Source organism: Patescibacteria group bacterium (genome assembly GCA_041661505.1).
Taxonomy (GTDB): domain Bacteria; phylum Patescibacteriota; class Patescibacteriia; order Patescibacteriales; family JBAZCA01; genus JBAZCA01.
Genome location: JBAZUF010000002.1, coordinates 158,677 through 175,518 on the forward strand (window position 1 = coordinate 158,677; position 16,842 = coordinate 175,518).

Annotated in this window: 16 protein-coding genes and 1 tRNA gene; 8 read left to right on the forward strand and 9 right to left on the reverse strand. The window is 43.8% G+C overall.

All coding sequences use genetic code 11. The annotated features are described in order from the left end of the window. The 5 genes from WC715_03190 to rbfA all read right to left on the reverse strand — a co-directional run bounded on the left by WC715_03190 (position 1) and on the right by rbfA (position 2,879). A complete protein-coding gene (locus tag WC715_03190) occupies positions 1-570 on the reverse strand; it encodes a hypothetical protein (GenBank protein MFA6171425.1) in 570 nt (189 codons plus the stop codon). Beyond that, positions 570-893 (reverse strand): hypothetical protein, encoded by a 324-nt coding sequence (locus tag WC715_03195; GenBank protein MFA6171426.1) that lies wholly within the window; start codon positions 891-893, stop codon positions 570-572. The genes WC715_03190 and WC715_03195 overlap by 1 nt, the downstream gene beginning before the upstream one ends. A gap of 146 nt (positions 894-1,039) precedes the next feature. Next, positions 1,040-1,384: a YerC/YecD family TrpR-related protein gene (locus tag WC715_03200; GenBank protein ID MFA6171427.1), complete on the reverse strand. Its 345-nt coding sequence runs from the start codon at positions 1,382-1,384 to the stop codon at positions 1,040-1,042. A 117-nt stretch (positions 1,385-1,501) separates the two neighbouring features. Further along, positions 1,502-2,479 (reverse strand): bifunctional oligoribonuclease/PAP phosphatase NrnA, encoded by a 978-nt coding sequence (locus tag WC715_03205; GenBank protein ID MFA6171428.1) that lies wholly within the window; start codon positions 2,477-2,479, stop codon positions 1,502-1,504. A 67-nt stretch (positions 2,480-2,546) separates the two neighbouring features. After that, entirely contained in the window at positions 2,547-2,879 is a 333-nt protein-coding gene (gene rbfA / locus WC715_03210; protein MFA6171429.1) for a 30S ribosome-binding factor RbfA, read from the reverse strand. Positions 2,880-2,964: 85 nt separating this feature from the next. Between rbfA and tsaE the strand changes: the two genes are divergently transcribed. Continuing rightward, entirely contained in the window at positions 2,965-3,405 is a 441-nt protein-coding gene (gene tsaE, locus WC715_03215; protein ID MFA6171430.1) for a tRNA (adenosine(37)-N6)-threonylcarbamoyltransferase complex ATPase subunit type 1 TsaE, read from the forward strand. Here the strand turns inward: tsaE and WC715_03220 are convergent. From WC715_03220 to WC715_03235, 4 genes are all read right to left on the reverse strand, one after another. After that, a complete protein-coding gene (locus tag WC715_03220) occupies positions 3,395-3,868 on the reverse strand; it encodes a signal peptidase II (GenBank protein ID MFA6171431.1) in 474 nt (157 codons plus the stop codon). The two genes, tsaE and WC715_03220, sit on opposite strands and share 11 nt — an antisense overlap. A 94-nt stretch (positions 3,869-3,962) precedes the next feature. Beyond that, complete coding sequence (locus tag WC715_03225) at positions 3,963-4,337, reverse strand: TraR/DksA C4-type zinc finger protein (GenBank protein MFA6171432.1); 375 nt, start codon at positions 4,335-4,337, stop codon at positions 3,963-3,965. A 1,001-nt stretch (positions 4,338-5,338) separates the two neighbouring features. Further along, positions 5,339-5,413 (reverse strand) — tRNA-Cys (locus WC715_03230). Between the two features lie 160 nt (positions 5,414-5,573). Beyond that, positions 5,574-6,131: a hypothetical protein gene (locus tag WC715_03235; GenBank protein MFA6171433.1), complete on the reverse strand. Its 558-nt coding sequence runs from the start codon at positions 6,129-6,131 to the stop codon at positions 5,574-5,576. A 343-nt stretch (positions 6,132-6,474) separates the two neighbouring features. On the opposite strand from WC715_03235, the gene WC715_03240 reads away from it, so the two are divergent. The 7 genes from WC715_03240 to recA all read left to right on the forward strand — a co-directional run bounded on the left by WC715_03240 (position 6,475) and on the right by recA (position 16,748). Further along, positions 6,475-8,316, forward strand: coding sequence for a SpoIID/LytB domain-containing protein (locus WC715_03240; protein MFA6171434.1), 1,842 nt, complete (start codon positions 6,475-6,477; stop codon positions 8,314-8,316). A gap of 246 nt (positions 8,317-8,562) precedes the next feature. Continuing rightward, positions 8,563-11,280 (forward strand): chromosome segregation SMC family protein, encoded by a 2,718-nt coding sequence (locus WC715_03245; protein ID MFA6171435.1) that lies wholly within the window; start codon positions 8,563-8,565, stop codon positions 11,278-11,280. A gap of 87 nt (positions 11,281-11,367) precedes the next feature. After that, a complete protein-coding gene (locus tag WC715_03250; protein ID MFA6171436.1) occupies positions 11,368-12,891 on the forward strand; it encodes a YifB family Mg chelatase-like AAA ATPase in 1,524 nt (507 codons plus the stop codon). Positions 12,892-12,935: 44 nt separating this feature from the next. Continuing rightward, a complete protein-coding gene (locus WC715_03255; protein ID MFA6171437.1) occupies positions 12,936-14,345 on the forward strand; it encodes an extracellular solute-binding protein in 1,410 nt (469 codons plus the stop codon). 55 nt (positions 14,346-14,400) lie between these two features. Further along, positions 14,401-14,841, forward strand: a complete 441-nt coding sequence (locus WC715_03260; protein ID MFA6171438.1) for a pilin — start codon at positions 14,401-14,403, stop codon at positions 14,839-14,841. Positions 14,842-14,886: 45 nt separating this feature from the next. Further along, positions 14,887-15,552: a helix-turn-helix domain-containing protein gene (locus WC715_03265; GenBank protein ID MFA6171439.1), complete on the forward strand. Its 666-nt coding sequence runs from the start codon at positions 14,887-14,889 to the stop codon at positions 15,550-15,552. 206 nt (positions 15,553-15,758) lie between these two features. Continuing rightward, positions 15,759-16,748 (forward strand): recombinase RecA, encoded by a 990-nt coding sequence (recA, locus tag WC715_03270; protein MFA6171440.1) that lies wholly within the window; start codon positions 15,759-15,761, stop codon positions 16,746-16,748. Positions 16,749-16,842: the final 94 nt, after the last annotated feature.

Consider the following 16,842-nt stretch of genomic DNA (forward strand, 5'->3'; position numbering starts at 1 on the left):
CTATCGATAGCAAAGCGAAATTCCGTTTCGATCAGCATAACAGTTAAGAAAATAAACCGTATAAACGCACCGACCGCTAAAATACCGCGTTATGCATAGCCAAAAAGGATGTCCATATCTGTTGCGCATGACAAGTCCGGGAAATTCAAGAACCATATAACGACTTACGCCATGTAAATCCTCTATCGGCTTACCCTCCTCATCCAATGGGTCGTCGTCATATATTTTATACTCATCCATCTTATTCCTGAATAGCCATTCAATCGCGCTGTTCGAATCATTCAGAAGATAATCTTCCCAAAGCCCGAGAAAGGCGTTAATGCCAAGTCGGGCTCTTTCCGGTACTTCTTTTAATCGCTTTAGTTTCTCCTTTCCTGTTAGGTATTTTTCCTTCCAGCCACGGCAAAACACAGGGACAATAAAAGTTAAATCTATCACTGACAGGCTGGCCGTTCGTTCATCTATATTCGGTTCGCCCGAAAGACCGTCGCCATCCAAGTCGCCTCTCCAGATAGTGGAGCCTTCAAAGCATCCTGAATTCCAATTAAAGGTCTTGGTTGAAATACGCATTAATGACTCCAGGTTGCGCCGCTAGTCGCGCAGTTAAAGCGAACCCGATTGTCGCCGGGATCAGAAGTAAAGCCGGAAGAGAATTTTATTTTATTTTCCGGCAATCGATACCAAGCGGCATACTTACCGCCGGTTTCAACAAACATTTTCCAGCACTGAACTTTTTTCTGCTCGCTCAAATCTTCGTCTTTTTCAAGTTCTTCGAATGATCGAAAAACCCAAAGCTCTCCGCCCGAGGCCAAAAGATAGCGGGCCGATTCAGCGTTTTCCGGGCCAATCAAATACTCCAACTTTTTGATTTGTTTTTCCGTCGTAATTTTCATTCTCTTTTTCCTTTTTAACGAACATTGGGTTTCTCAATATGAGATCCTGATTTAAACAAGGCTCTGTTTTGCCAAACGCAAAACAGAAAACCCCTTCTCTTTCGAGAAGGGGTTAGTAACAATCAAAACGCTGAATATAAAAGCAGTTAATTATTTAAACGCAACCCTTTCCCGAAAGAGATTGAGCTGGGCTGATGCTTATCGCTATTTAAACCGAGCCGGTCGAGCATTGTCCGGTAGCCGCCAGTTCCGTTAGCCAGCCAAAAAGCCACCCGGCTGACCGTAGCGGTAGAGGTGCCGATTTCTTCCGCAATGGCGCGGTAAGGCACGCCTTTTTCAATCATTTGGACAATTTCCCAGCGGTCGCATAAATCGCTTAATTCGGAAACAGTGCACAAATCCCGGAAAAAATCCCGGGCTTCGTTCAAGTCTTTTAACCGCAAAATGACCTTGTAAAGGTTGTCGAATTTTTTGTCTGGTTTTATAGCCATATTATTATTTGTCTTATTGTATTAGCATGTTAGCACAAAGGAAAAAATTGTCAAGGGGTAAAAATATAAGGCGCATTTAACGCCTGCTTTAGAATTTCGCCTGGGCGCCTGTTGCTTTTACTCCACCCGCCAGCCGTTTCCTGTTTTTTCCAGCCGGCCGAAAAAAGTAAAGCCGGCCGCCGCCCGGTGCCCGCCGCCCCCGAAAATCGCGGCTAATTTGGAGACATCAACGCGATTTCCAGAGGTCCTTAGACTACCCCTAATTTTCCCCGGCTCGGCTTCCCTTAAGAATAAAATCGCGCTGACGCCGGCCAGGTTGCTTAAAAATGCCGAAAGCCCGTCATATTCTTCTTCGGGAATATTTCTTTCCCGGAAATCATCGTAAGTTAGCGCCGTTACAGCGATATTATATTTTTTATTTATTGCCAGGCCGGATAAAATCCGCCCCCACGTTTTTAGGGTTGCCAGGCTTTTATTTTTCATGTGTTTTTCAATAATCCGCGCGTGGGAGGCGCCGGCCGAAAGCATCTCCGAACCGATTTTTACCGATTTTTTCGTGGCCGACGGGAAAAGATAACTTTCAGTGTCGGTGATAATTCCGGTTAGTATAGAGGTGGCCATTTTCCGGTTGATGGGAATGCTGTTGGCTTTGAAAAACGAGTAAACTATTTCCGTGGTGGATGAGGCCTCCTGATCCCTTAGCTCAAGATCGGCATAATCTTCGCCCTTAGGATGATGGTCGAACTCAATAATCTTTTGCCCTAAAGCCAGCCGGTCAAAGCCCTCTCCCAGCCCCGCCCGCGCTTTGGTGGCGCAGTCAAAAACCAAAACGAGGTCATAATCATCAAGCTTGCTCCCATGGGCCGGACTTACTTCGCGGGCGCATTTAATTTTTTCAAAATGAGGGATGAAATTATAATTGGCCGGCAAGTCGCTTTGGCAAAAAGCCGTATATTTTTTCCCCAGGCCTTCCAAATATTCGGCCATAGCGCAAAGAGACGAAATGGCGTCGCCGTCCGGATTGATGTGGGTGGCTAAAAAAATATTTTTCGCCCTCAAAATTTCCTGATTAGCCTTTTGGTATAGATGATTCATGGTTTACTTGGATTCCCGGGTTTAAACTTTTGCTATGAGTTATTGCCCAATAAATATATTCTCGCGACTATTCATTTTTAATTTCATTAAAAAGGCTTTCCATTTCGTCGGCCTCCCTTCCCGAAGGATCAATTATCCAGTTGAATTTCGGGATGTGGTGGAACCGGATTTTCTTTTGAAGGATTTTCGCAAACATCGAACTGTGCCCTCTTAATTTTTTTAAGGCAGTCCCGGCCTTGTGGTCAGGCAAAACCAAAACTTTAACTTTAGCCGAAAGAAGATCAGGCGAGCATTTAACGCTGCTTATGGAAATAAATCCGTCTTCCAAAGGAAGCTCGCGGGAAATAATCAGTGAAAGCTCCCTCAATAAAAATTCGTTTACTTGTTCAATTTTTCTCATAAATTTTTTATGGCGCAATATCGCGGCGCCTGGCTTATTGCCTCTGCTATTTACTAATTATGGCTGTGATTATAGAATGAAAAATATGAAATCCATTATTACCAACAATGAATCGGAAACCTTGAATCTGGCCCAGGACATCTCTAAGCGCCTGTCTGGAGGCGATTTAGTCGGCCTGAAAGGCAATCTGGGGTCGGGCAAAACAATCTTTGCTAAAGGATTGGCAAGGGGTTTGGGAATAAAAGAGACGGTTCAAAGCCCCACTTTTGTCATTATGATGCTTTACCGGTTAAAAACCAAAACTGGCCAGGCCAAAAAGGTTAAATATTTCTGCCATATTGACGCCTATCGGATAAGCCCTAAAGATTTAATTGCCATCGGCGCTTCGGAGTTTATTAGGCGACAGGACACTATAACAATTATTGAGTGGGCTGACAAGCTAAAAGGCATTCTTCCTAAAAAGACTAAGTGGATAGAGATAATACAGATTAGCCAGGCTAAGAGAAAAATAAAATTTAATTTTTAGCCTCTTTGTTATAAATCTGTTTAAAGTTAGCCAACAATATCCCAAAAACTCCAAAAGTTATCATCATATCCGCCAGATTAAAAACCGTGAAATGATTCAGGTGGAAATAGTCAATTACTGATCCAAAACGGATTCGGTCCGCTAAATTGCTTAAACCACCCAAAAAGATATATAAAAGAAATGTGCCGTTAATTCCTATTTTCCGGCCATTTTTTATTATTATTCCTAATATTAGCCCAAGAACTAAAAAAATCAGGATATTCACCCAAACTCCGGAAAGCGGCAAAGAAAAGGCAATGTTTTGGTTTTTTACCAGTTCAAAGAAGAAGACGCCGCGGATTAATGTGATTTTTTCCCCAAAAAGCTGGCTATTCGCGTAGATTTTTAATAGCCGGTCAATAAAAACAAAAAAGATGGCAACCGAATTCAGGGTTATCATCTTTTTATTGAGGCTTAATAGCATATTTTGGTTCCGCTCCTGATTGTTTGACGTTCTTGCCGGGTAATTTTCCTTCGCGAGAGTATGGCGGGATGATTTAAGGATGGATAAGAGCGGTTCAGGATGTACTTTGGAGTTTTTTCTTGCATTCCACGCAAGCCGAAGCAAAAGGCCGGGCAAGGAGCCGTTTAGGATTAATTTCATTCTTACAGTACTTGCAGATGCCGTAAGACCCATCCTTAATCCTTTTTAAGGCCGCTTCAATATCTCTCAAAGTTCCTTCCAAGATTTTTTCCGTTACGATATTCGCCGAATATTCGCTAATTTCCTGGGCATTCTCGTCGCTTTTATTGCCGTATTCGGGAAATTTAGTCTTGTGGTCGTCTTTATCGTGGTCGCTTTTGGAAGTAAAGTTTTCAAGCTCTTTTATTATTTTTTCCTTTTGCGCTTTCAGCTCTTTTTCTATTTGCGCAAGAGTTTTTTTATCTATCATATTCTTAACTCAATTTAAAATATCTGACGATATATTTTTTATACTCTTTCGGAAATGAAATGGCTCCATTTCCTTGCCCCCTTTATAATAAAAGCCCTTTTTAACAATAAAGGCTTCGGCTGGCTAGCTAAATTAATTATAGGGTAAACGCATTAGTTTGGCAAGACTGACTGCCAGCCAGGTTTTTTGACCTAAAAAAGGCGGATAATCCAGATATTGATTTTTTGGCAAATAAAAAGGGGCCCAGACGGGCCCCTTTTTTATTAAAAAGATTTTTGTGGCCTATGTCTTGAGCCCCAGCCCTAAAGGTTATTTCTGGCCCATCTTTATGATGGGTTAAGAAAATCCCTACCCTCGGGGTTTTGGCGCTACTACCAACTTCGAAACGCTCTCTATTTACCAATCAGTGGCCAGCTATAGGCTAAGTTTTGTAGGTTTACCTATGCCAGCCGTTTTTTTTGTTTTGATTTCTCAAGCCGGTGTTGGTTCCCGGATTCGAGATTAGTAAACAGAGGTACACGACTGAATTCAATCGTGCATTTTAGCCTTCAACTTCTTGGCTTTATCGGCCAAAGAAATAAAGGCAATAAATTTTCAATGCACTATCTAATATAATTATATCAAATACGTAAGCTTGAGTCAATTATGTCAAATATCATTATAATATTATGGCAAACAATAAATTTTGAATAATATTAGTCAAAATTTGGCAAAAGATAAATTTTATATTAATTCTTATAAGACTTAAGTCCACAGTAGCCTGGACTTAAATCCATGAGTTATCCACAGGTCATCATATTTTTATATGAATTGAAGAAGAATTTTCAAACAAAATGAGACAGAAATTTGGAAACTAGAAACGAGTTAAGTCCAGGCTACTGTGGACTTTACTTTTTTAAACAAAAAAGAGTTATGTCCAGAGTTTTGTGGACACAGCCCTTTTTATGTTCTAATATATTTTATTCCCAGACCGCCCAGTTTATAGCTGATTCCTGCGCTTTTGGAGGCCAGGAGGGGAATCGAACCCCTGTATAAGAGTTTTGCAGACTCTCGCCTTGCCGCTTGGCCACCTGGCCGCCAAAAACGCAGGAAATTTCATTTTCTAGCATGTTCGCCAATAGCAATTATAATATCAGATCCGTTGCCTTTTAATCTTACAAAAAAGCAGTTAAAAATACAAGAATAAAAAACCCCGGAACACGGGGTTAAAAATATTAATACGGTTTTTCTGGACAATTAAGGAAGAATCTCAAGCTTAGCGACCTTCACTCCGAAATTAACGGCTTTTTCGTGGCTAAGCATCCATACGTCAACCCGGTCCGTATAGCGCCGGTTCATTCGATCCCGGACGGTAAAAATTTTGTCGCCAAAGAGTTCAGGAATTCTAACCTTCGCGCCAAACGGCAACGCATTGGTAGCGATAGTATCCTCTACCCCGTGCTTGCAGACATTAAAACCATTGGCCGTGGTGCAAGGGTCGCTGTCGGTTTGTCCCGCCTCGGAATTATAGGCCGTAATCTGCACTATTTTTATCTTTTTCGGTTTGGAAGCTTCATTTACCGGTAAATTTGCCGCTGGAACGCTTTCTTTTTGTTCAATTATCAGCTCTTCAGCCGTTGCCGAAGCATTTAAATCGCCTTCAGCCTGGGCCAAAGCCGGCAACGGGAAAAGAAAATAGTCAAAAGCAACAACAATAATCAAAAAAGAAAAGATAAAAGTCTGGTGCTTTTTTAGCTTTTTGCTTACGTGAGCCAGCATTTTTGCGATTTTGTCTTTATTTTTGTTTAAGTTCATATGTCCTTTTGTTTTTCGGGCAACGAACTGGATAAAAAAAGCCCTATTTCCCACTTTTAGATGAGGCATAGGGATTTTCTTATCTAATTTAATAATAGCAAACTCATCCGAAAAAGTCAACCTTGACTTCGTTAGACTAGGGACAATATTGTTGCGTGTTTCCGCGTATTATTTTGAAAAATAGCTTACTTTTCGCGGGACAAGTATAAAAAATATAGCGTTAAGGCCAGCTTTACAAAAATGATTTTTTTTGATACAATATACATAGAGACTTAAAACAAGTCTCTAATATTTTCCAAAAAACAAAAATCGCAGCGGCAGTCAAAAACAAAAATAAAATCCCATGCAAGATAGAGCTAATGCGTTGAGTGTTAATGGTTTTAGCCATGTAACTTGGCGTTATTACAACCAAATAAAGAAGAAAGCAATGGACAAGGAGCCGGATTTACTCGGGCTCCTAATTAGCCTGTCCATTGCTTTTTTTATTGTTGTCGGCGGCGCGGCCGGCTTAAATTCAATCTATCGATTTTATTCCGAAGCTAAGCTTGGGAACGAGGCCGGCCAAAGGCGAGAAAGTCATCAATGGGAGAGCGCCTATCAGTATATTGCCTTAACGGGCTCTTTATTAGGCAATGCCGGGGAGCGAATAATGGCGGGCGGCCTTAAAATTGATATAGCGCGGGCGGCAGAGTCTGATTTAAAGGGCCAGCCTGAAAAAGGCACTCATTATTTAGAGTTTAAAGCCGGGGAAACTATCAGCTACAGTTTAAAAATTAAAAATACCGGGAAAAGCGCCTGGAAAAAAGGAGAAATTTTTTTGGAAACCGGTTCGGCCTTAAAACGCCCGTCCTTGTTTAAAGATGGGGGTTGGCTAAAATATTTCCGGCTGGCCGGTTTGACAGGGGATGTTTTGCCCGGAAAAACAGCGGAATTTAAATTTAACCTGGCCAGTCCGGCAAAAACCGGAGATTATCAGGAAGATTTGCAACTGGTAAAAAACGGCGAACTGCCGGTGGCCGGCACGTTAACCCGGATTTTCATTAATGTAGCCAGTAAGGCAAGCATTGTGCCTCTCCCGGCTAATCCAGCCGCCCAAACCCCTCTAACTTCTTCGGTTGCCGTACAAAATACTGCCGCCGCCCAAACTAATGTTAATACCAATGCCAATTCAAAAGACTTTTGCATTGCTTTGGCTGAAGAAGATAAAAAACAGTATGAAGAATGCAATACCAATCCCAATGAAACCGGCCAAGGTTCGGGCATTGCCAGTTATGCGAATTTTTTGAATGAGGAGCCGATAATCCGGGTTGGGTTGTTTAGCGCTAAATCAGCCCACCGGATAATTTCAAGCGGCTTTTACGACGTCTATTCGGGCAAAGAATTAATTTATTCCGGGCTCGGCCAAAACGCCCAAAGTTCTTTAGCTTTTAATTTCACCAGTAAAATATTCACGCTCAAAGTTAACGGAATATCGAAAAATTTGTCCGGACCGATCAGATTCGTTTCCCGCGATAAAGACGGGTTAATTACCCTCCCTGATTATGAGGCCAGGCCGGCCTGGAACAAAAGTTTAAACGACAACATATTCCGAAACACAGTTGAATTTAATTACAGCCAGGCAACAAAAAAACTATGGGCGATAAACGAACTGCCGATTGAAAACTATCTGAAAGGCTTGGCCGAAACCTCCAATATCTCCCATATTGAATTTCAAAAAACATTAATTACCGCCGCCCGGACTTACGCGCTTTACCATTATTCCCGCGGATTGGATTATAAGATTCCGGACGGATCAACCAAGCATGCGGACGAGCATTTTCATGTTGATGCCGCCTATGACCAGGTTTACCGCGGCTATGGTTCGGAAATCCGCATGCCTAATTTAGTCAAAGCCGTTAATGACACGCGCGGGGCGATCGTTACTTACAATGAAGAAATCGCTATTACGCCATATTTTTCCCGGTCAGACGGAAGAACAAGAAGCTGGATCGAAGTTTGGGGCGGAAAAGCTATGGCTTGGCTGGTAAGCGTTTTAGTCCCGGAAGACAAGGGCCAAGCTCTTTGGGGGCATGGGGTTGGCATGTCAGCCCGCGGAGCGCTTTTAATGGCTAACGCCGGGAAAGGGTGGCAGGAAATTTTGAAATATTTTTACTCCGGAACGGATTTAAAAAAATTATATAATTAACGAAGTCCCTATGCATTGTTATCCAAAATGAAAAAAGTAAATCGCTCTTTTAAAATTGAATAGTCCCCTAGTGATCGGGACAAACCGGGCTGGTTCCTTGCGACTTAAGGGAGTCAACCCGGAAGGACTCACAAAATCCCGCCATAAAGGCGGGATTTTGTTGTGGGCGCGAAATATTGTATAATAAACTCAAGACGCGAATTAAGGCGTCTTTCTAAAATACGTTTTTTTGAAGGTTATCTTATTATGCATTTAGAACGGCTGGAGATACAGGGCTTTAAATCGTTTGCCAATAAAAATGTTTTGGTTTTTCCCGATCCCAAAGGCGGGCGCAAAGGAATTACTTCGGTAGTCGGCCCGAACGGATCCGGCAAATCGAATATTGCCGATGCGGTCCGCTGGGCTTTGGGCGAACAGAGCATGAAAATTTTGCGCGGAAAAAAATCCGAAGACGTGATTTTTTCCGGATCGGATAAAAAAGGGAAGCTCGGGATGGCCGAGGTTTCTTTGTTTCTAAATAACGAGGACGGGAAGTCGGTTATCGATTACTCGCAAATCGTTTTAACCCGGAGGCTGTTCCGCGACGGTGAATCAGACTATCTTTTGAACGGCCAAAAGGCCCGGCTTTTGGATATCCAAATGTTTTTAGCCAAAGCCAAGTTCGGGCAAAGGACTTACTCGGTAATCGGCCAAGGAACGGTTGAGGGGTTTTTAAATACCAGCCTTTCGGAGCGGAAAGAATTTTTTGATGAAGCGACCGGAGTAAAGCAGTTCCAGATCAAGCGGGACGATTCACTAAATAAGCTGCGGGCGAGTTACGAAAATTTAAGCCAAGCCAGGATGCTTTTGGAGGAAATCGCCCCGAGATTAAAGACGCTTACCCGGCAGGTGGATAAATTAAAGAAGCGCGATGAAATGGAGAAAGAATTGCGGGAAGCGGAGCTCAAATATTACGGCCAAATTTGGCAGGAGATTAACGGAAAGTGGAGCGACTATAACAAGCGGTTTCTTGAACTGGAAAAAGTAAAAAAAGAAAAGGACAAAAAGCTTGAGGCGCTAAACCGCGAGCATAGCAATTTAGAAGTAAAAGAGAGGGAAAATAATGATGTAGAAAATTATAAAAAGGAATTGGCCGAACTGCAGACAGAGAAAGAAAAGACCGTTCGGGAATTGGCCCGCCTTGAAGCCCGGGCGCAGATAAAATTAGAGGCTAAAGGAAAGTTCGATTTGTCCTGGGTGCTTGGGAAAATTGAAGAAATAAAACAAGGTTTGGAAAAGCTGGAAGAAGAGAAAAAGGGCCTTGTGAGCGATGAAAAAAAAGTAAACCAGATAAAAATCGAACTGGAGGCCGAAGCTGGACGGGTGAACAGCGAAATAAAGGATCTAAGAGAACGGGTTAAAGAAATAAACCAGGCAGCCGGCGAGGGGGCGGAAAAGAAAATAGTAAAAAAAATAAGCGCTCTTTTAGAAAAGATTACCGCCGCCGAAGAAAGCGAAGATTTCGGAAAAATAAAAAAATTGGTGAGTGAGATAAAAAAAGAGCTGGAAAAAATTGTTGCTTTGGAGGAAAACGAAGAGGTAAATAACTTAGCTAATATTGAAGAAGAAATCGAAAAAAAGATTAAAACTAAAGAAGATATTTTAGAAAAATTCAACAAAATTTCTTTGGAGCTTGAGATGAAAAAGGAGAAGCTTAAGATGCTTTGCCAGCGGGAAGAAGCGGCCAGGCCTGAACTGAAGTCATTGGAAGAAAAAATAAAAGCCAGCCAAAAGGAGGAGGAAAAAAATTACGGCAAGGAAGAGCCGATGCATAAGAGCCGGCTAGAAGCCTTAAACGATAAAATCGCCGCGGCCAAGGAAAAAATTGAGGCAAATTCCCGCGTCGAAGAGGAAGAAAGGCGGCGCTTATTTAAAATACAGCGCTCAATTCAGGATCTGCAAAACGAATTAAATAGCCTTTCCGGCCAGTTGGGCGAAGTAAGGGTTGCTTCCACCCGCTACGAGACCCGGTTGGAGGATTTGGAAAAGGAAATCCGGCAAAGCTCGGTCGAATTGAAAGAGGTAAGGCAAAAAAGCGGCAATGGAACGAGCGGCGGGGAAAAAATCGACGCGGAAGCCGGACAGGAGCGGATTGCCAGCCTGAAAAGACAGCTGGAATTAATCGGCGGGCTGGATCCGGAAATTGAAAAAGAATATACACAGACCAAAGTGCGCCATGATTTTTTGGCTGACCAGGTCAACGATTTAAATCAGGCCATTACTTCTTTGGAAAAAATCGTCCGCGAGCTGGACGGGACGATTAAAGAGCGCTTTGACAAGGAATTCAAAATTATTTCCTCCAAATTTGAAGAATATTTCAAAATATTATTTAACGGCGGAGCGGCCAAGATCGTTAAGGTTATGGAGAGCGAGATGGAAGAAGGGAGCGGGATCGAGGCCGCGGCTGATTTGGAGCCAGCCGCCCAAGATAGTATAGCTTTGCCGGACGGGAATATCGGAGACGGGAAGAGAGAAAAGAAAGAAAAAAAGAAGAACTCGGCAATCGGCGAATTGGCATTTGACATTAATAAGATAAAATTTTTGCAAAAGCATAACGCGACCGGTTTGGCCGGAATCGAAATCCAGGCTACTCCCCCGGGGAAAAAGATCCGTTCAATTTCCATGCTCTCCGGCGGCGAGCGCGCTTTAACGGCTATCGCTTTAATTTGCGCTATTATTAGCGCAAACCCATCCCCGTTTGTCGTTTTAGACGAAGTGGACGCGGCTTTGGATGAAGCCAATTCCGAGCGCCTGGCAAAAATCTTAGACGACCTCTCCCACAAAACTCAATTTATAGTTATCACTCATAACCGGGCGACTATGCGCCGGGCCAACATATTGTACGGCGTTACCATGCAGCAAGACGGCGCCTCAAAATTGCTATCGGTAAAACTAGAAGAAGCGGTGGCAAGCGGAGCCAAGTAATAAAAAAAATATTGAGCCACGAAGTGCGGCTAGCCTGGCCTCGGCTATCTTTGCTAATGCCGGCTTTTCGCAATTTTATATTTTCATATGTCTTCAAAAGTTTTTTCGGCGGCAGTTTTAGGATTGGATGCTGAAGTGATCGAGGTGGAGGGCGACTTGGGCGGCGGCGAATTGGGTAAATTTACAGTGGTCGGGCTCCCGGACGCGGCAATCTCTGAATCCCGGGAAAGGGTAAGGAGCGCTATTAAGAATTCGGATTTTTATTTTCCCAAATTAAAAGTGACCGTGAATTTAGCGCCGGCGGATTTAAGGAAATACGGGCCGAATTACGATTTACCGATCGCTATCAGCATCTTGCTTATCACCAAAGAACTGAAACCGCGCGAAAATATCCACGAGATGATGTTTGTCGGCGAGCTGGCTTTGTCCGGGCTTCTTAGGCCGATTACCGGAGTGCTTCCCATCGCCATTAAAGCCAAGAAGGAAAATTTTAAATATCTTTTTGTTCCGGAGTCTAACGCGCCTGAAGCTAAATTGGTAGCTGATTTAGAAGTGATACCGGTTAAAAATTTAGCCGATGTCGTTAATCATTTAAACGGAAAAAGGAAAATCCCTCCGGCCGGGGATCATCAATTCGATTTTACCCCGCCGCCCCTGGCCTTTGATATGTCCCACGTAAAAGGCCAGGAGCATGTAAAAAGGGCGATGGAGATTTCAGCGGCCGGAGCCCATAATATACTGATGAGCGGGGCGCCGGGTTCGGGTAAGACCTTAATCGCCCGGACTATGCCTTCCATTCTCCCGGATTTATGCCTGGAGGAGGCTTTGGAAATTACCAAAATCTACAGCGTAGCCGGCAAACTGCCGTCTAACACCGCGCTAATCGCCTGCCGGCCTTTTCGCTCGCCTCATCATACCGCCTCGGGAGTGGCTTTGGTTGGCGGCGGCGCCTGGCCTAAGCCGGGTGAAATTTCTTTGGCCCATCGGGGAGTTCTATTTTTGGATGAGTTCGGCGAATTTCCCCGGCAAGTGCTGGAAAATTTGCGCCAGCCATTGGAAGACGGCGTAATCCACGTAAGCCGGGCGGCCGGCAATTTAAGCTTCCCGGCTAAATTTATCCTGGTTGCGGCTATGAATCCTTGCCCGTGCGGCTTCTTGGGCGATAAAGAAAGGGATTGCGCCTGTTCGGCGGCCCAAATTTTATCTTATAAAAGGGGAATTTCCGGACCAATCCTGGATCGGATTGATATGCACATTGAAGTGCCGCGCATAAAATTTGAAAAGCTAACCGCTGAAAGCTACGGCGAATCCTCGGAAGCGATAAAAAAGAGAGTGGAAGCGGCGCGGATAGTCCAAAGAAAAAGGTTTCAAGAGCTTTCTTTTATTGCCAACTCGGAGATGAGTTCAGACGCGGTTCGGCAATTTTGCCAAGTCGACGGGCCTTCGAAAAATCTTTTGCGTAGCGCCGTCGACCAGCTTCACCTTTCCGCCCGCTCCTATTTTCGCGTTTTAAAATTATCCCGCACCATCGCCGATTTGGCCGGTGTAAAGGATATAACTCTTCCTCATCTGGCTGAAGCCTTGCAATACCGGCCGAAGTTGGATTATTAGCTCTAGTAATGATATAATAGTATAGGAAAATTAATCTCATATTTATGGCAAAAAAGATAACCCCCCTTCTTTTAATTTTTACGTTTCTTCTGACTGCCGGCTTTGGCTGTAAACTTATCGGTTCCCAAACCGAAAACGCGATGAAGCCGATTACTCTCGAATATTGGCGGGTTTTCGACGGGGAAGATTCATTTGCCGACATCATTAAAAATTACAACACCGTCCATCCCTACATAACCATAAAATACCGGAAGTTAAGATCCGTCGAATATGAAAAAGAATTGTTGGAAGCCATGGCCGAAGACCGCGGACCGGATATTTTCTCAATTAACAATACCTGGGTCGGAAAATACCAGTCGAAAATAGAACCCATGCCGGAAAAAATTACCATGGTTTATCCGGTCGAGAAAGGCACTTTAAAAAAAGAGGTCATCCCCGAACTCCGGACGGCTAAAAGCCTTACCTTAAAAGAAATAAAAGAAAGGTTTGTAGATCAGGTTTATGATGACGCGGTGGTAAAAGCCAAAGACGAACAAACCGGAAAATTAAACGAACTCGTTTACGGCTTGCCGCTTTCAGTCGATAACCTGGCGCTCTATTATAACCGGGATCTTTTAAACAATGCCGGCATTGCCAACCCTCCGGCTTTTTGGAATAAGGAATTCCAGGAAGACGTGAAGAAATTAACCAAGCAGGATATTAACGGCCAAATAATCCAATCCGGCATCGCGTTAGGCGGCGGTAAAAATATCGAGCGTACGAGCGATATTCTTTCAGTCTTGATGATGCAAAACGGCGCTCAAATGCTTGACGACGGCGGGGGCGTCACCTTTGACCGGGTGCCGGCGGCGTTTTCCAAAGAAAGATATAACCCCGGCATTGAAGCTTTGAGGTTCTACACAGATTTTTCCTCGCCAGCTAAGGAAGTTTATTCCTGGAACAAAGATATGCCTAACTCCTTGGAGCTCTTTTTGTCCGGCCGGCTGGCTATGATGCTTGGATACTCTTATCATTTGCCGACAATAAAATCCCAGGCGCCCAAATTAAAGCTGGGAATCGCTCCCTTGCCCCAAATTGAAGGCAGCGGCCAGAGGGTTAACTTTGCCAATTATTGGATTGAGGCGGTTTCCAAAAAAAGCCAGTATAAAAATGAAGCTTGGGACTTTGTCCAGTTCGCGGTCCGGGAAGAAAATGCTAAGACTTATCTTGATAAAACTAAGAAGCCGCCGGCTTTGCGCGCCCTGATTGACGGATATAAAGAGGATAAAGAAATCGGCGTTTTTGCCGCGCAGGTACTAACGGCCAAGAGCTGGTACCGGGGAAAAGATCCGTTAGCGGCCGAAGAAATAATTTCCGATATGATTGACAGCGTTGTTTTGGGCAAGGATAAAATCGAAAGCCTCATTAGTCTAGCCGCCAGCAAAGTCCAGCAGACGATAAATCCGCCGCAATAATTTTTAACGCGAGCGCTATTACGCCCTGTTAATAAGGGGGGAGCCGCGAAGCCATATGATGAAAAAAAAGCTGATAATTTTACTGTCAGTAATAATGTTTTTTTCCGCGGTTCAATACTGTTTTGCCGCGTCTTTGGTCGATGATCTTAGTTGCGCCAAAACTGTAACAAGTTCAGGCACCGCTACCTCGTACAACTGTTCATTAAACGACTTTGTCCGGATCGGGACTAACGCGGCGAATATCATATTCGGCTTGGTCGGATCCTTGGCATTGTTATTTTTCGTTTATGGCGGTATCATGTGGTTACTTTCCGGCGGCAATCCGGAACGGGTAAAAAAGGGAACCGAGATTATCAAAAACGCCGTTATCGGGATTGTAATAGTATTTACGAGCTATATGATAATCAATTTTATCCTGACTACGGTCGGCTATAAGTATAAGGATAGCTGGAATACAACTAAAACCTTAGACTCAAGCTCGTCCTCTACGGATTAGAGCTTTTTATTAAACGCGGATTAAATTTTTAGCATCAGTAATTTAATGGTAAGTTTTAAATCAACAAAAATATTGATTGACTCCGATGCCCTGGCGCATGAATTTAGGGCGGCGCGCGCGTCATCCGGGCTTACGCTTGCCGAAGCGTCAAAAAAATCCCGCATCGGAATGAAATATTTAAAAGCCATTGAGGAAGGAAAACTGGAAGAGCTGCCCGCCGGCGTTTACCGAAGAAACTTCGTAAAAGAATACGCTGATTTTCTAGGTTATGATTCAAGGGATCTTTTGGAAAATTTTAACGAGTCCCAGGCTGAAAAAGAAAAAAAAGATATTTTTTCCTGCCAGGTAGCCAAGACCAAAACCATCGTTATTCCTAATATCTTAAAAGGGATATTTATCGCCGGAGTGGTCGCGGTTTGCCTTTTTTACCTTCAAAGCCGGTATAGCAATGTAGTATCGCCGCCGAATCTGGTTATTAATAATCCGTCCGGAGACTTAAAAACTTCAGTTAGGGAATTGAATATAATTGGATCAACCGATCCGGAAACGCAAGTTACCATCAATGATAATATGGTGCTTTTGGACGGGAGCGGGAGTTTTTCCCAGCTTATCAACCTTCGCGAAGGCATAAACACTATTACTATCACCGCTAAGAAAAAGTTCGGCCCGGAAAAGAAAATCGTTAAGCAGATACTGGTGAAAAGCAATTGATTAATCTTTTAGGGTATGATAGAATTTTTATGAATTTAAGGAGGTTGGCATACCTCTTTTTTATTAGGAAATTAATAAATAAGTTTATTTATATGAGCGAAGAAAAAAAAACTAAGGTTAAGGAAGCGGAGCGGGAGTCCGGTATCACCGCCTCTGTTAATTCTTCAGGAGATAAAGGCATTACTGACAAAGAAAAGGACGAAAAAATGAAAGCCGCTTTAACCGCTATTGACCAAATCAAAGAGCGTTTTGGCGACGGATCAATCATGCGCTTTGGCGAAGTCAAAGCCGCCCAGGTAGAAGCCGTTCCGACCGGCTGTCTTTCTCTAGACATCGCTTTGGGCGTCGGCGGCGTGCCTCGCGGCCGGGTAGTAGAAATTTTCGGGCCGGAAGCTTCGGGTAAAACCACTCTAGCCCAGCACATTGTCGCTGAAGTCCAAAAATTGGGCGGTATTGCTGCTTTTGTTGACGCGGAACACGCGTTAGACCCGGATTATGCCACCAAAATCGGCATTAATATTAAGGATTTACTCATATCGCAACCTGATACAGGCGAACAGGCTCTGGAAATAGTTGAGACCTTGGTCCGATCTAACGCGGTTGATGTAATAGTCGTTGATTCAGTCGCCGCTTTAGTTCCGCAAAAGGAAATTGAGGGAGATGTCGGCGACAGTCATATGGGTCTTCATGCCCGGCTCATGAGCCAGGCGCTTCGGAAACTAACCGGCGCGATTTCCAAGAGCAAGACTATTGTTATTTTTATCAACCAGATCCGGATGAAAATCGGCGTCTTTTTCGGCAATCCGGAAACTACGACCGGCGGAATGGCTTTGAAATTCTATTCTTCGGTCCGGATAGAGGTGCGCCGGGCGGCTCAAATTAAGCAGGGCGACCGGATTATCGGTTCGCGGGTGAAATGCAAGGTGGTAAAAAATAAAGTGGCCGCGCCTTTTCGGACTACCGAATTTGATATTATGTATAATGAAGGCATATCTCTGTCCGGCGACTTACTGGATACCGGAGTGGCTCATAAAGTGGTCAATAAGTCCGGCAATTCCTACTCTTACGGCGACATTAAACTGGGAGTGGGCCGGGAAAACGCCAAGCGGACGCTAAAAGAAGACAAGAAATTAATGAAAGAAATCCGGGCTAAAATCTGGGCGGCGGTTAAAAATGAAGAGGCGAAGGAAGCATAGTAAATTTTGACCTTAAATAAAAAATTCCCAACTTTGGGAATTTTTTTGATGGATATATGGATCGGGATTTGATGGATGGATTAAGAGATTTTGG